This is a genomic window from Streptomyces sp. NPDC088923, from assembly GCF_044749745.1.
GTDB lineage: Bacteria > Actinomycetota > Actinomycetes > Streptomycetales > Streptomycetaceae > Streptomyces.
The window spans coordinates 1,487,975-1,502,745 of the sequence record NZ_JBIVIO010000001.1 but is presented as its reverse complement, the minus strand read 5'-3'; the positions used below and the strand labels follow the sequence as shown (position 1 = coordinate 1,502,745).

The window sequence follows — 14,771 nt, the reverse complement described above, 5'->3', positions numbered from 1 at the left end:
GCGGCCCCGTACCGGCGACGAAGCGGAGCGGTCCCGTACCGCCGGAAACCCCGCCCCGCCCCGTACCCCCGCCCTCGCCCGCACTCCCGCCCCGCCCCGCCACACCACCCCCACCCTCGACGTCCCCGACCGGATGCACGCGCTCCTCACCGCCGTGATGGACCTCGGCCGGGACCTCGACCTCCCGCAAGTGCTGCGGAGCATCGTGGAGGCGGCCGTGACGCTCACCGAGGCGCGGTACGGCGCGCTCGGCGTCATCGGCGACGACGGCGCGGGGCTCTCGCAGTTCGTGACGGTCGGCATGGACGCGGAGGTGGAGGCGCGGATCGGCCCGGCGCCGTGCGGGCAGGGCATCCTCGGCGAGCTGATCACCCACCCCGCGCCACTGCGCCTCGACAACCTCACCGCGCACCCGAACAGTTACGGCTTCCCCGCCCACCACCCGCCGATGCGGACCTTCCTCGGCGCCCCCGTCCGCATCCGCGACGAGGTCTTCGGGAACATCTACCTCACCGAGAAGCGCGGCGGCGGCTCCTTCGACGCCGACGACGAGGCCGTCCTCACGACGCTCTCGATCGCGGCGGGCGTCGCGATCGACAACGCCCGCCTGTACGAGGAGAGCCGCCGCCGCGAACACCGGCTCGAAGCCCTCGGCGAGATCACCCGCGCGCTCCTCGCGGGCACCGGCACGGACGAGGTGCTGCGCATCATCGCCCGCCGCGCGATGGAGGTGGCCGACGCCGACCTCGCGGCCGTGCTGCTCCCCACCGGCCCCGGTGATCTCGTGGTGCGGGTCGCGCACGGCGAGGGCGCGGAGGCCGTACGGGAGGCGGTGCTCCCGGTCGCGGGCTCGCTGTCGGGGCTCGCGGCGGCAAAGCGGGCTCCGGTCGTGACGACGGACGTGCGGGTGGACGCGCGCGCCCGGCCGCTCGGCGGTACGGAGCACGGGCCGGTCGTCGCGGTGCCGCTGCGGGTGGACGCGGCGGTGTGCGGGGCGCTGCGGCTGAGCCGTCGCACCGGCAGGCAGGGCTTCACCTCGGCCGAGACGGCGCTCATCGACGGCTTCGCGGACCAGGCGGCGATCGCGCTCGAACTCGCGCGCAGGCGCGAGGAGTCGGAGGAGCTGGCGATGCTCCAGGACCGCGACCGCATCGCGCGCGACCTGCACGACGTCGCGATCCAGCGCCTCTTCGCGACCGGCATGACGCTCCAGAGCGCGACGCGTTCGATCGCGGACCCGACGGCCTCCGAGCGGGTCGGGCGCGCGGTCGACGACCTGGACGCGACGATCCAGATCATCCGCTCGACGATCCACCAGCTCCGTACGAGCGACGACGACCGGGGCGGCCCCGCGCTGCGCCGCCGCCTCGCCGAGACGGTCCGGATCGCCGCCCAACACCTCGGTTTCCAGCCGTCGTTGCGCATACTGGGCCCCGTGGACAGCACAGTGCCCGAGGAGTTGCGCGAGCACGTGCTCGCGGTCACCGCGGAGGCGTTGAGCAACACGGCGCGGCACGCCCGCGCGCACCACGCGGACATCGAGCTGGCCGTCCCGGACGGCGCCGGACGCGTGGTCCTCACGGTGACGGACGACGGCGTGGGCCTCGGCCCGGCCCGCCCGACCGGGGGCCTGCGCAACATGGCCTCGCGCGCGAAGCAGTGCGGGGGAAGCTTCCGCACCGAGGCGGGCCCGGAGGGGCGTGGCACGCGGATCACGTGGACGGCGCCGCTGGCGGGGGCGTGAGCAGGACCCCGCGAGCCGGGCCGATCCGGACCGGCCCTCTCCCGGTCACCCCTCCGCGTGCTCCGCGTCGTACCGCTCCTGGGCCGCCAGGAGTTCGGCCCCGTGTGCCCCGTACCACCCGATGAGGTCCGTGAGCGGCCCGGCCAGGCTGAGACCCAACTCGGTCAGGTTGTAGGTGACTTGGGGCGGGTTGGTCGGCGCGACCTCGCGGTGGACGAGTCCCGCCCTGGCGAGTGCCTTGAGGTTCTGCGAGAGCATCTTCTGGCTGATTCCGCCGACGCGCGCGTGCAGTTGGGCGAAGCGGTGCGGGCCGGAGACGAGCGCCGAGATGAGCAGCGTGGCCCAACGGCTCGTCGTCTGGTCCATGATCGGCCGGAAGGCGCACTTCTGGTCGAAGGTGTCGTGGGCGAGGAGCCTGCCGGCGGTCGCGAGTCGCGCCGCCTCCGTCATGGCACCCGGCACCGCTCCTGCGCCCGTGCCGCGCCCTCCCTCGTCGGCCGCTTCCTCTGTCGTGTTCTCCGTCAGGGTTTCCGTCACGGTAGGAGCTTACAAAAAAGTACCTGCTTCCTTCGAGTAAGCACCTTCCCTACGGTGCTCTTCACGGGCCCCGACCTCCGGGGCCGAGCAGGAGGAGCCACCGTGAGCAGCGACAACACCGGACGTACGGCAGTCGTGACGGGCGCGTCCAAGGGGATCGGCGCGGGGATCGCGAAAGCGCTCGCCGCGAGCGGCGCGGCCGTCGTGGTCAACTACCGGACGGACGCGGAGGGAGCGGAACGGGTCGTCGCGGAGATCACCGCGAAGGGCGGCCGGGCCCTCGCCGTACGGGCGGACGTGGCGAAGGGCGAGGACGAGGTGCGGGAGCTGTTCGCGCGGGCCCGCGCGGCGTACGGCCCGGTCGACATCCTCGTCAACAACGCGGGGGTCGTCGCCTTCGGGCCGCTGACGGAGCTGACCGAGGAGGAGTTCCACCGCGAGACGACGACCAACATGCTGGCCCCGATGCTGACCACGAAGACGCTGGCCGCGCAGGAGGACGTCACTGAGGCCTCGGTCGTCAACATCTCGACGGGCGGCACCCTCGGCCACCCCGCGTACGCCTCCCTGTACGTCGCCACGAAGAGCGCCCTGGAGGCGTACACGATCATCGCGGCGAAGGAGCTCGGCCCGCGCGGCATCCGCGTCAACGCGGTCCAGCCCGGCGCCTCCGACACCGAGGGCACCCGCGCCGCCGGGTACGTCGGCTCGGAACTGGAGGCCCGCGCGATCGCCGCGACGCCCCTGGGCCGCAGCGGCACGCCCGGCGACTACGGCCCGCTCGTGGCCTTCCTCGCCTCACAGGACGCGCGGTGGATCACGGGGGCGCTGGTACTGGCCTCGGGCGGCAGCCGCTGAGGGGCGGGGGGTGACCGGCGGCCCGCCCGGGAACGTCAGCCGTCCCGGGAACGGACGGTCACGCCGTCGGCCGCCCCGCGTCCGTCCCCCGCAGCCGCTCCGCGATCATCGCCGCCTGTATCCGCCGTCCGACGCCGAGCTTCCCGAGGATCGACGAGACGCGGTTCTTGACCGTCTTCTCGGCGAGGTAGAGGCGTGCGGCGATCTGCCGGTTGGTGAGGCCGAGCCCGATGAGGTCGAGGATCTCCAGCTCGCGCGGCGAGAGCCGGTCGAGTTCGCCGGGCAGGGCGCGGCTCGGCTCGGGCTTCTCCGGCTCGGGCTCGCGGATGCGGGCCATGACGCGGCTCGTCATGCGGGGGTCGAGGAGCGAGGTGCCGGTGGCGACGGTCCGTACCGCGTTGAGGAGGTCGGAGCCGTTGATCTGCTTGAGCACGTAGCCGGCCGCGCCCGCCATGATCGCGTCGAAGAGCGCCTCGTCGTCGTCGAAGGACGTGAGCATGAGGCAGGCGAGGTCCGGCAGTTCGGCCCGCAGCTCCCGGCACACCTCGACGCCTTCGTGGTCCCCGCCGGTCGCACTGCCGAGCCGTACGTCGAGCACGGCGACGTCGGGCCGCGTCGCGGGCACGCGCGCGAGCGCCTCCCGCGCGTTGGCGGCCTCACCGACCACGACGATGTCCGGCTCCGCCTCCAGCAGATCGCGCAGCCCCCGCCGTACGACCTCGTGGTCGTCGAGCAGGAAGACGCGGACGGGAGCGGCGGGCGCGGCGCCGGGCGGCGGCACGGGGCTCACGAGAAGGTCCGGGGGGCGGGTGCAGGCATCATGACGGGACTCCGGTACGGGACGGGACGGCCACCCCGGGCAGCGCACCCCGGGGGCGCGCGCCCTCCAGCGGCACGCCCCAGTATCGCAACGCCCCGGCCCGCCGTCCGGCCCCGGGTGAGGGGCCGAACGGCCCTCGCGCCCCGCCTCCGCCCCTGGTGGACTTCCCTCGCGCCCCGCACGGGCCACTCCGGACGAGGCCGTCATCCCCCGACCCCCGGAGGACCCGTGGGGGCGTCCAATACGGCGCGACCGGGGTCGCGGTCAGGGGGCCACGGGGACAGGGGCTTCACCGCCGTGGTGGCGGAGCAACCGGGCGAGCGCCTGCATGTGGGCGTACGCGGCATGAGCGGGGTCCTCGCGCGAGGGCGCCCCGTCGAGCAACGCGCGCACCAGCTCGGCGGTCTCCCCGGCGATCCCGGCCCCGAGCAACGCCTCGGCCCGGACCCGCAGGAGCCGCGTGTGGTGCTCCATGTCCGCGCGGGTGGTCGTGCCGAGCCGGCACGCGAGGGCGTCGTCGACGGCGCGCTGGGCGGGCCCGGTGGCCGCTCCCGCCCCGTACGCCCCGAGCTCGGCATCGACCTCCTCCACGGCCTGCTCCAGACGCCCGACTACGCGCGGGAACGGATGGGCCTCGGGGGCGGGATGACCGGCACGACGCTCGACCAGCAGGTGTCGGCCCGGATGCGCCGCCGGGCCCGGCTTTACGGCGCGCAGGCGCCCGCCTTCCGGGCGATCTTCTCGGAAGCCGCGCTGCGCACGCCCCTCACCGACCGGGCACAGTGGCGAGCTCAGTTGGAGGACCTTCTTGGGGCGACGAACGCACGCCACATCACCGTTCACGTGCTGCCCTTCGCGGCGGGGATGCACGGCCTGGCCAGTACCAACCTCACCTTTCTGAGGCAACCCGACGGCTCCACCGTGGCGTACACCGAGAACAGCGTCAGCGGGCACGTCATCGAGAGCCCGGCCCGGATCGAGAGCCTCCAGCGGCGTTACGACGCCGTCCGCGACCAGGCCCTTCCCCCGGCCGCGTCCCAGGCCTTCATCCGGCAGCTCTTGGAGGAGCCCCCGTACCGGGCGACGTTCCGGTCGCTCACGCGCGAAGCGTGACGGCCTTCGTCTCCCGCCCGGGGGCCGCCCTCACCTCGCCTGTCGCTCCGCGTGGCGCCACACCACCGCGTGCGCCACCCCCTCCCCGTCCCGCGCGGTTCCGCCCGCGCGACTCGCGTCCGTCACCGCGTACGCCTCCGCCGTGCGGCCCTCCGCCAGGGGCGGAAGGAGGCGCGAGGTGCCGTGGGCGTCGCGGTAGAGGGCCTGGTGGGTGTCGTACGGCCACTCGACGGCCCCCGGCGCCAGCGCCGTACCGACCGCGACGCCGCTCGTCGGGGCGACCGCCTCCAGCGTGGCGCCGGTCGTACCGGCCGGGAGGCTCGCGGCCTCGCCGGCCGTGGCGTACGGGGCGCTCCACGTCCACGGCGTGTGCTCCTGCCACGGCCCCGTCCAGTCGTAGCCGACGACGTTCCCCGCCGCGTCAATGTCCGTCACCTGCGAGTAGTCGTACAGCCCCGCCTGGCCGCTGCGCGACAGTTCGAGGGGCGGCGCCGAGCCCTCGGCCGGCCACACGACGGGAAAGTTCTCCCAGCGCTCGTACGCGCTCCCGTCGCCCGGGACGACCCGCTCCGCCTGCCCGGCGATCGTGCCCGCCTCGTTGATCGCGGCCACGTGGTAGAACGTCGCACCGTCGCCGGGCAGCGGCAGCCGCCGTACGAGCGCGCCCGCGCGCCACACGAGTCCCGTCGTCCCGCCCTCGTACGGACGGTCCGAACCGACCACGGTGCCCGCGTCGTTGACGTCCTCGGCGCTCTGGCCCTCCGGGAGCAGCGTGAGCTTCTTCGCGCCCTTCTGGTAGGCGAAGGCCGCGTACGTGCCCGACCCCGTGAGGTCGCCGACCATGAGCCCGTCCGCGTTCACCGCGTTGACCACGCCCCCGGTCCACCCCGCCGGCAGCGGCACCGCGTGCACCACCGGCCGCGCGCCCCCGGTCCCCGTCCAGTACGCGGGCACCCCGAGCGAGGCCCCCACGGCGAGGCCCCCGGCCCCGAAGTCCCGTACGGCGTTACCGGATTCGAGCGTATTGGGGGTCGTCCCGGCCGGGAGCCGTACGGGGTCAAGCCCCGGCAGCACACGCGGCGGCGCGGGCCTGCTCGCGGCCTGCGCGGGCTGCGCGACGAGCGCGAGCGGTACGAGGAGGGCGAGCGCCGCCCCCGCCGTCGCCACGGACCAACGTCTTTCCTGACGCCTGCGCATACGAGCCCCCCAAGCGGACACGGGGGTCCGCCCGTTGCGGTTCCCCCGGCCCATGGTCCCCCGCACGCGCGCCGCGTACACGGGGAATGACCGGCTCCCCCTACACGCCTCCCGGAGCCGGTCCGCCCAGGGCCCGCCTTCGCGACCGCCGGCCGGGTTCCGGCGGAAGGGCCGGGGGCGTTCCGCGTCAGCCTCGGCTCGCGCGCGGAGGGCGGCGCGCTTCCGTGCCCCGCTCCCCCTCTTCCCGGCGCCGCGTGCGTGAGCGCCCGTGGACGGGGCAGACGCCCGCCCATGACCACGGACCCGATGGCTCGCCTCGAACTCGCCGCCCACCGCCACGCGGAGGCGGCCCAGGCCCTCACCGCCGCGCGCGACGACCTCGTCGTCGAGATCGTCGCCGCGCTCCGCGCCGTCCGCGAGGACCCCGCGCTCACCATCCAGACCGAGACCGACATCGCCCGCCTCACCGGCTGGGAGGTCGAGGAGCTGAGGCGCCTCGCGCGAGAGGCGGACCTGGTGGGGATGGACCCGGCGTAGGGGGGACACGGGGGCGGAAGCCGTCCGGCTCGTGGGACGTTCCGTGCCGCCCCCTCGGTGAGTGCCGGAGGCGCGGGGCCGCTGGTCAGGAGAACATCACGCGGTAGATGTTGTACCCGGTGCCGATCTTCCGTTTGGCCTCGAAGGGCGCGGTGGCCTTGCCGGTGCCTTTGTAGAAGTAGAGGTCTCCGGCCGGTTCGCGGGCAACGAGGTCGGCTTTGCCGTCATAGTCGTTGTCCCCGACACCGACGAGGGAGTCGTAGACGTTCCAGCCTCCGCCGATTCTGGTGCGTGCCTCAAAGGGGGCGCGCCAATCCCCCGTCCCGGTGAGGAGCCAGAGGACACCGGACGAGTCGCGGGCGACCACATCAGCTTTCCCGTCACCTGTCAGGTCGCCCTTGCCGACCATAAGGGTGTACTGATTCCAGCCGCTGTCCAATTCGTGACGGGAGAGGGTGCCGTCGCCGTAACCGAGGTAGATCCACAAAGTCCCTGCCGCATCACGGGCGAGAATGTCGTACCCGGCCGCGCCACCGAGATTGCCGGGAGAGAAGACGATGTCGTACTTGTTCCAGCCGTCCCCGACATAGCCGTAACTGCTGGAAAGGCGTCCGTCGGTAGTCCATAGCCAGGTGTCGTCGGCGATGCCGTCACCATCGTCGTCCGCGTTACTGGCGGTCTTGACGTCCGTGTAGTCCGTGGCCAGAAGCTCACGTGGGCCGAAGACCCCGTCGCCACGGGGTGGGTGGTAGTTCAGTTCTCCGTTCGGCCGGATGCCGAAGAGGCCGAAGGAGGGGACCGGCTCAGTCGCCGCGCGTGTGGTGAAGGAGTGCCCCGGTGCGGCGCCCTGGGCCGCAGCGGTGATGCGCGCGGCCCGCTGCCCGGCGGTGTCCTCGGACGCCGAGGCGGCAGTCGTGGATGCGGAAAGCACTGTGAGGGCCAATGCGGTGCTCGCAGCACTGATTCGGAGTGCGCAGCGCCAGCGGTGGTTGGCGGTGGATGACACAAGCGTCTTCTCCGTGAGTAAGGACGACCGGTGGTGATCGCTCGCCCGCGCCGTCGTCAGGACGCTGTGAACGCGGATACCGCGGCGAGGAGCCCCCAAGAAGCCCCTGGGTGAGACTGCCGTCAGATCAGAGCCGTTAGCCATCAGCACAGTTGGCTCTTGTGCCGCACATGGTTACCGCGAAAACCTCGCCATATGCATGATCTGTATGGCTAGTGTGATCAACATATGACGACCCTGTGGATTGATACGACAGGGTGTCAGTAGCGCCTGACCCATGCCGTGCAGCCCGACCCGCTCCGGCGCCGGGCTGTGCGGCCATCTGTCATGTCCATTCCTAGAGTCATGCGTGATAAACCGCCGCGTTTCGGACGGCGCCTCAGACGCCGGTTCCGCGGCCTCGCCACCGGCCTCGTCCCCGTTACGGCGCTGGCGCTGATCAGCGGTTTCGCTGTCCAGCCCGGTGGCCTTCCCCGACCGAACCGCATGGTTCAGGTCAGCGACAGCGACGAGGACGACTGGGATGTCGATACTGCCGCCGAGCAACTGCGGCAGGACCAGTGCCTGATGAGCGGGGTGCTGCGCCTGGGCGGACCCGGCATGAGTGCGATAGCCCAGGACGGACTCAGCCAGGACCCGGCGAAACTCCACAGCCTCGCGAACCGGGACTACTCGGAAGACACGCCTCTGGCTGCCGCTTACGAAAGCGACCACGAGGCGGCTGAGTCGGCAACCGAGTCCCAGGACGGCCTGACCGCCAAGTGGAAGGCAGCCCTCAGCGGCCTCGATGAGCCGGGCGGTTTCGAGAGCCGAGCCGACTTCTACGAGCCGCCCAACTGGCAGAGTGGGCAGAAGGACTTCTTCGAACAGACCGGGCTGAACGAGTGGTACTTCCAGCAGGTCATGCGGGACGAGGACGAGTTCTACGACGACCCGACCCCTCTCGCCAACACGGACACGCGGCAGGCGGTCAAGGCCCAGGGCGAACCTCTCTACGGTGACGGCACTCTCGATCCCGGTCTGCCCTCGGACGAGTGGGAGCGCGCCTACACCAGGAATTCCGCGTACAACCAGCTCGCCAAGTGGTCGATGGAGCCAATGGGGGCCGACGACGCTCGTATCTTCCTGGAATCAGGAGGCTTTCCCAGCTCCGCGCCGACCGTCGACAGCGCCGAGTACCGCATCGCTGTCGAGAACCTGAAGACGCGTTTCGCCGCGTGTGCCTGGCGCGACCCGATAGACCCTGACCGTGTCCTGCGTCCAGAGGTTGAGACCGCCGCCGGCGAGTGGCAGGCCGAGATCACCTCGCAGGCCACACAGCGCAACCAGATCGTCGATGCCAACACCACCGCGACCAAGGCACTGACGTCGGGTGCGAAGGTGCTGGGCAACATGCTCGGCTACGCGTGGGTCGCCGACCACACGGTGCGCTGGCAGGCGTACTGGTCACCAGGAGGCGGGGCAAGAACGAGACCACCCAGCCCCCGGCCTCGCAGTTCACGCTGGCCAAACAAAGCCTCGCCAACGCGCAGTCGGTGACCAAGGCGCAACTCATCCAGCTCAAGCAGCAGGCCGCCGCCGCCAAGCGCGCGGTGACCGTCACCGACACGGCCATCGCGGTCGCGAACAAGATCGCTGACGACAACGGCGCGCCGCGCGGCCGCGGTCTCCTCGTGGGGCAGCAGAAGGCCCAGGTCACCCACGGTGCGGCAGCCGCGCTGGACGCCGTGGTGGTCGCCGCCCAGACGGCTGAGGCGGCCACGCACGCTTCGGCTGCTGACAGCAAGACCATCGCCGAGCGCGCAGTTGCCCAGACGGCCCAGACGCAGGCCGAGTTCCGCAAGGAGTCCGCGAAGCTGGCCGAACAGCAGGCCGCCGCAGCCGCGTCCTCGGCGAAGACGCACCGCGACAACGCGAAGAAGGACAAGGAAACCGCCGAGAGCAAGCTCGCCGACGCGCTCAAGGCGGAAGGCGTCGCCAAGGCGGCAGCGGCCGACGCGCACGCCAAGCGCCTTGCCGCCGAGGCAGAAGAGAAGACGGCCAAGGCCGAGAAGGAGACGGCCGCCGCCAAGCAGGCCGAGGCAGCCGAGCACAAGAAGAACGCCGAGGGCTACAAGGACTCCGCGGAAGCCGCCGAGACCCGGGCGCAGAGCGCGGCGAAGACCGCCTCGGACAAACGTGCCACCGCAGAGCAAGCCCGGGACGACGCCAAGGCGAAGCGCGACGACGCCTGGGACGCCGAACAGGAAGCGGACGCCGCACGCGCCAAGGCCGATGCCAAGGATGCCTACGCCGATACCGAGGACTCCGAAGAGGATGCGTCAGCCGCACGAGCCGCGGCTGACGAGGCCGATCAGGCGGCTGACGAAGCCGAGGCCGCGGCCAGTGCTGCCCGCGGCGAGGCCGACGCGGCATCCAAGGCAGCGGCGGACGCCGATGCCGCTGCCACACGAGCCGAGGCAGCCGCGACACGGGCACGCTCGGACGCCGACGCCGCCCAGGCCGCCAAGCTCAAAGCCGACGCCGCCGTCACCACCGCCACCAGCGCCGCCGCCGACGCCATCAACGCCGCCAAAGACGCCGCATCCGAAGCCAAGGCAGCGGTCAAGGACGCCGACGACGCCGAACAGCACGCCAAGGAAGCCAAGAACGACGCCGACGAGGCAAAAAAGCAGGCGAACATCGCCCAGGCCGCCGCGGCAAAAGCAACCGGCTACGCCTACACCACCGCACAGGCCGCAGCCGACGCCCAGCACGCCGCGGCACAGGTCGCCCAGCCGGCCAACGACGCCATCGAACTCGGCTCCCCCTACATCACCACCGACTACGCCGCACCCCTGGTCGTCCTGACCGGCCAAGCATCCAAAACCATCGCCCAGCAACAGGCCGCAGTCGCCGACACCCACGCGAAGAACGCCAAACAGGAAGCAGCCCTCGCCCAGAAGCTGGCCGACCAGGCCGCAGCCGACACCAAAGCCGCCTACCAAAGCGCAGCCAACGCAGCCGCCTCCGCAGCCGAAGCCCGCGGCTACGCCGCCGAAGCACTCGGCTACAGCGCCCAAGCAGCAGAAGCCGCCGCCAAGGCCACCGCATCACTGGCCCGGACCGTCGACTACGACAAACAAGCAACAGCCGACGCCCTCGCCGCAGACCAAGCCGCAGGACGCGCGGAAGGCTACGCCGCGGACGCCCGCGCCTCCGCCGACCAAGCAGCACTCGACGCCGAAGCAGCCCACGCGGCAGCAGACGCAGCCGAAGCCGCCGCAAGCGACGCTCGCCAGGCAGCGGAACAGGCCGACCGCGACGCCACCGCAGCAGAAGAAGCAGCCAAAGACGCACAAAAATACGCAGACTCAGCCCAGCAAGCCGCCGAGGAAGCCGAAGCTGCCGCGAACGCCAAGCAACTCGAAACCGGAACCGTCGTCGATAACGTCGGCGACCCGATCGGTGGCGTCTTTTACGTCATCAACAAGATCGAGCAGGTCGGCGCCCCGCAGACCGTAAAGAAGACCGACGGCTGCGACGGCTGGCTGAACCACCTCGTCTACCAGGGCGACTGCACGATCACCACGAAGTTCAACTATCGCGCCGACCTCAGCGTGTACATGTGCACCGCCGATATCTGGGCCAACATGTGCGCCGCCGACGCCACGATCTATCTGGAAGACATCTCCACCGGAACACTCTCCAGCACGGTCACTCACACCATCACAATCGCCGAATACCAAGAAGGCATCAACCCTATCGACATCCTCTTCGGCAGCTGGATCAAATGCGCTAAAAAAATCACCCCTGGCGGCGATAACGGAAGCTGGGGAGGCTACGCCTGGGCCGCAGTGGACGTTGCGACCTTGTTCGCCGGCAAGTTGATCAGGCCGCTTGTAGACGGAATTCGCGCGCTGGATGCAGCGGCCAGGACCGGGATCGGATTCTCTGACGCATTTAAGGCATTGCGTAACCTCGGCCTTGCTGATGACGTCATCGCTAACATCGGATACCGCGCACTGGACGCGATGGTTGATTTCTGTACACGGAAACCGGTCAGCCGGCTGGTACAGCAAGGAGTAGCCACAGGGGCGGTAAGCGAAGGCTGTGGCGGCCTTGTGCGCTACAATGGGGACGAACTGGGGCGTATGGCGCACCAATTCAGAGTGGAATCGGGATTCTATGATGCCAGACACAATGTAGCGGTTGCCAAGCTGCCGGGCTGGAATGACCCCAAAACCGGGGATCTGGTTGTAGCGAGCAGTGGCGACTCCGGGCATGCGGAGACCGCCCTCATGGACAAAGTGAGAGCAGAAGGGTTCGACACCAAAGACATTAAGGCCCTTTACACTGAAAGGCAGCCGTGTGCTGACTGCGCTGGCGAGCTGGACGAGGCACTGGAGGTTGGAGTCCCTGTGACGTGGTCGGTTCCGTGGCTGCCGGGGATGGAATCGGGCGCCAAGCAATTGCTGACGAAATACATCCGGCAGGCGGGGGGGTTCCAGATGAAGCTGACCGGGGGTACACAGCGAGAGGAAAAGGAGTAGTCGGGCGCATGGTTGACTTCAGTTCGGAGCTACCACCAAAAGTAACGCCTGAGGAGTTGGCTCGACTTAATGCTCTAGCAGACCAGACCTGTGACGCGTTGTCGGATGCGGGAATTCCAGCTCACCGAGCCGAGATGAATGTTGCGGCCCACCGTTCAGGAGCAGGGGTTCACGTGGATCCAATCGCTCCCGGAAATGTTTTGGTGGAATGGGAAACGGAGTCGGAGTTGGCAGACCGTTCCCTGGCGCTATTCGAGCAAGGGGTCGACCCTTCGAAGGTCCCTCACGCAATCCGGCATCATGAAACCGTGGTTGCCTGTATGCGGAGCGCTCTCCTTGGTATTCTGTCCTCGGCGGGATTCAATGCCGGAGAGGCCGACCCACATACCTATGGTGTCGCGGTATGGGTGAAGGGCTTCCGTAAGCCAGCTGAGTCTGACTGACTGGTCGAAATTATCTCGCTCATGTTGTCCTCCCGCGCGTGCGCGGGAGGACACGTTCCTCGAACTGCGGGTCCCGGCGGAGGACCTGCCGGAGTTCAACGCGCACCTCGTCGGCCCGATCGAGGTCGTACGGGAGTTCCACGCCGCTTGAGCCGGGCCGCGCCCCGCTGTGCCGCCCCCCACATCCGCCTCCGCCCGGCGCCCGCGTGCGCCACCATGGACGGATGCCGCCCACCCCCGACCACGCACGCGAGCCCGAGGACGCCCACCAGCCCGACGCCGCCCCCGGGCCCGACGACGCCCCCACCCTCGCCACCGTCCTCGCCGCCGGGGCCGGGGAGGCCGTCGAGGTCGTGACCGTGCCGGGCGGGCACGCCGTTCCCGTACGCGGCGTCGGCGTCTACGATCCCGGCGAGACCTTCTCGGCGCGCGATCACGTCCTCGTCGCGACCGGCGTCGACGCCTCCTCGCCCGCCGCCGCCGACGTGCTCCGGGCCGCCGCCCGCGCGAAGGCCGCCGCGCTCGTCCTGCGGCGCGGCGCGACCGGTCCGGCGCCCCGGCTCCTCGACGTGGCCCGCACCGTGCCCACCGCGCTCCTCACCCGCGCCCCGTGGGTCGAGTGGACGGAGCTGATAGCCCTGCTGCGGGCGGGGCTCGCGCAGAGCGGGGGCGCCGAAGGGGCGCACGCGGAGGTGCCGCTCGGCGACCTCCCCGCGCTCGCGAACGCCTTCGCCACGCTCGTCGGCGGCGCCGTCACGATCGAGGATCCCGAGTCCCGCGTCCTCGCCTACTCCCGCACTGAGAACGGCGCCGACCCGCTGCGCCGCCTCACGATCCTCGGCCAGCGGGTCCCGCGCTGGCGGCTCGCGGAGCTGGGCGCGAGCGGCTTCCTGCGCACCCTGTGGACGAGCGACGACGTCGTGCACCGCCCCGCCGAGGAACGCTTCCCGGAGCGGCTCGCGATCGCGGTGCGGGCGGGCGAGGAGGTGCTCGGCTCGCTGTGGGTCGCGGCGGACGGCACGCCGCTCGGCCCCGGCGCGCGCCGGGCGCTGCGCGAGGCGGCGCGCACGGCGGCCCCGCACCTGCTCCACCACCGGCTGCGCACCCGTACGGGGTCGACGCGCCGCGCCCAGGCGGTACGGGCCCTCATCGACGGCACCGCCGACGTCCCCTCCGCCGCCGCGACCCTCGGCCTCAGCCCGCACACCCCCTGCGTGGTCCTCAGCGTCCTCGCCCTGCCCGCAACCGGGCAGCCCGGAGCCGGGCAGACCGGTCAGGCCGACCCGGCCCGCGCCCTCCACCTCGCCGCCCTCCAGGCCACCGCGCACCACCCCGCCGGGCTCACGGTGCGCGAGGAGGACCGCCACCGCCTCGACGTACTGCTCCCGCTCGCCGCCGCGCCCGCGCCGGAGTCGGCGCGTCCCCAGGAGCCGGCCCAGGACCCCGTACGGACCGCGAGGCGCCTCGGCAGGGAGCTGGCGGCGGCGGTACGGGGCGCGGGCGCGCGGCCCCTCGTCGCGGTCGGTGCCGTACGGGAGGACTTGGCCCGCGCCGTCGAGTCCCGCCGCGCCGCGCACCTCGTGCTGCGGGTCCTGGGGGCGCGCGAGGGCCTGCCCGAGGTCGCGGCGGAGGACGACGTACGGGCCGCGCTCGACGCCCTCCGTGTCACTGACGCGGTCGCCGCGCTGACTCCGCCGCCCGACGCCACCGTCCGCGCGCTCCTCGCGCACGACGAGGAGCACCGCGCGGACCTCGCCCGCACCCTCGCCGCGTACCTCGACCGCTTCGGCGACGTGCCGGCGACGGCGAAGCTCCTCGCCGTCCACCCCAACACCCTGCGCTACCGCCTCCGCCGCCTCCAGGACCTCTTCGGCATGGACCTCACGGACCCCGACACGCGCCTCGTCGCGGAACTGGGACTGCGCGCGGCGGGGCTGCTTCCGTGGTCGGCGCCCCGCTGAGTCACCCCGCGAGGACGCAGCGC

General features: G+C 71.5%; 10 protein-coding genes and 1 pseudogene. 6 read left to right on the top strand and 5 right to left on the bottom strand.

Translation table 11 applies throughout. From position 1 onward, the window contains the following. The first annotated feature begins 133 nt into the window (after positions 1–133). Complete coding sequence (locus ACIP4O_RS06935; RefSeq protein ID WP_401573865.1) at positions 134–1,744, top strand: GAF domain-containing protein; 1,611 nt, start codon at positions 134–136, stop codon at positions 1,742–1,744. Positions 1,745–1,789: 45 nt separating this feature from the next. On the opposite strand, the gene ACIP4O_RS06930 is transcribed toward ACIP4O_RS06935, so the two are convergent. Next, on the bottom strand, positions 1,790–2,281 hold the full coding sequence (locus ACIP4O_RS06930; protein WP_401572435.1) for a winged helix-turn-helix transcriptional regulator: 492 nt from the start codon (positions 2,279–2,281) through the stop codon (positions 1,790–1,792). A gap of 102 nt (positions 2,282–2,383) precedes the next feature. Between ACIP4O_RS06930 and ACIP4O_RS06925 the strand changes: the two genes are divergently transcribed. After that, positions 2,384–3,139 carry an SDR family NAD(P)-dependent oxidoreductase gene (locus ACIP4O_RS06925; protein WP_401572433.1) on the top strand — a complete coding sequence of 252 codons (756 nt, stop codon included), beginning with the start codon at positions 2,384–2,386 and terminating at the stop codon, positions 3,137–3,139. Positions 3,140–3,197: 58 nt separating this feature from the next. Here the strand turns inward: ACIP4O_RS06925 and ACIP4O_RS06920 are convergent, their stop codons facing one another. Beyond that, positions 3,198–3,920: a response regulator gene (locus ACIP4O_RS06920; RefSeq protein ID WP_401573863.1), complete on the bottom strand. Its 723-nt coding sequence runs from the start codon at positions 3,918–3,920 to the stop codon at positions 3,198–3,200. A 303-nt stretch (positions 3,921–4,223) separates the two neighbouring features. Further along, positions 4,224–4,433, bottom strand: a complete 210-nt coding sequence (locus ACIP4O_RS06915; protein WP_401572431.1) for a hypothetical protein — start codon at positions 4,431–4,433, stop codon at positions 4,224–4,226. Between ACIP4O_RS06915 and ACIP4O_RS06910 the strand changes: the two genes are divergently transcribed. Next, the gene (locus tag ACIP4O_RS06910; protein ID WP_401572428.1) at positions 4,422–5,072 is read left to right on the top strand and encodes a DUF5753 domain-containing protein; all 651 of its coding nucleotides are present in this window, start codon (positions 4,422–4,424) and stop codon (positions 5,070–5,072) included. The two genes, ACIP4O_RS06915 and ACIP4O_RS06910, sit on opposite strands and share 12 nt — an antisense overlap. Positions 5,073–5,102: 30 nt before the next feature. Here ACIP4O_RS06910 and ACIP4O_RS06905 read toward each other — a convergent pair whose 3' ends face one another. Further along, positions 5,103–6,239 (bottom strand): hypothetical protein, encoded by a 1,137-nt coding sequence (locus tag ACIP4O_RS06905; RefSeq protein WP_401572426.1) that lies wholly within the window; start codon positions 6,237–6,239, stop codon positions 5,103–5,105. Between the two features lie 321 nt (positions 6,240–6,560). Between ACIP4O_RS06905 and ACIP4O_RS06900 the strand changes: the two genes are divergently transcribed. Continuing rightward, positions 6,561–6,806: a hypothetical protein gene (locus tag ACIP4O_RS06900; protein WP_401572423.1), complete on the top strand. Its 246-nt coding sequence runs from the start codon at positions 6,561–6,563 to the stop codon at positions 6,804–6,806. 85 nt (positions 6,807–6,891) lie between these two features. On the opposite strand, the gene ACIP4O_RS06895 is transcribed toward ACIP4O_RS06900, so the two are convergent. Then, positions 6,892–7,812: an FG-GAP-like repeat-containing protein gene (locus ACIP4O_RS06895; RefSeq protein WP_401572420.1), complete on the bottom strand. Its 921-nt coding sequence runs from the start codon at positions 7,810–7,812 to the stop codon at positions 6,892–6,894. A 1,104-nt stretch (positions 7,813–8,916) separates the two neighbouring features. Here ACIP4O_RS06895 and ACIP4O_RS06890 point away from each other — a divergent pair. Both ACIP4O_RS06890 and ACIP4O_RS06885 read left to right on the top strand, forming a co-directional pair. After that, a pseudogene (locus ACIP4O_RS06890) lies at positions 8,917–12,344 on the top strand (nucleic acid/nucleotide deaminase domain-containing protein); the annotation flags it as partial. A 667-nt stretch (positions 12,345–13,011) separates the two neighbouring features. Beyond that, a complete protein-coding gene (locus ACIP4O_RS06885) occupies positions 13,012–14,748 on the top strand; it encodes a PucR family transcriptional regulator (protein WP_401572417.1) in 1,737 nt (578 codons plus the stop codon). The last annotated feature ends 23 nt before the right edge of the window (positions 14,749–14,771 follow it).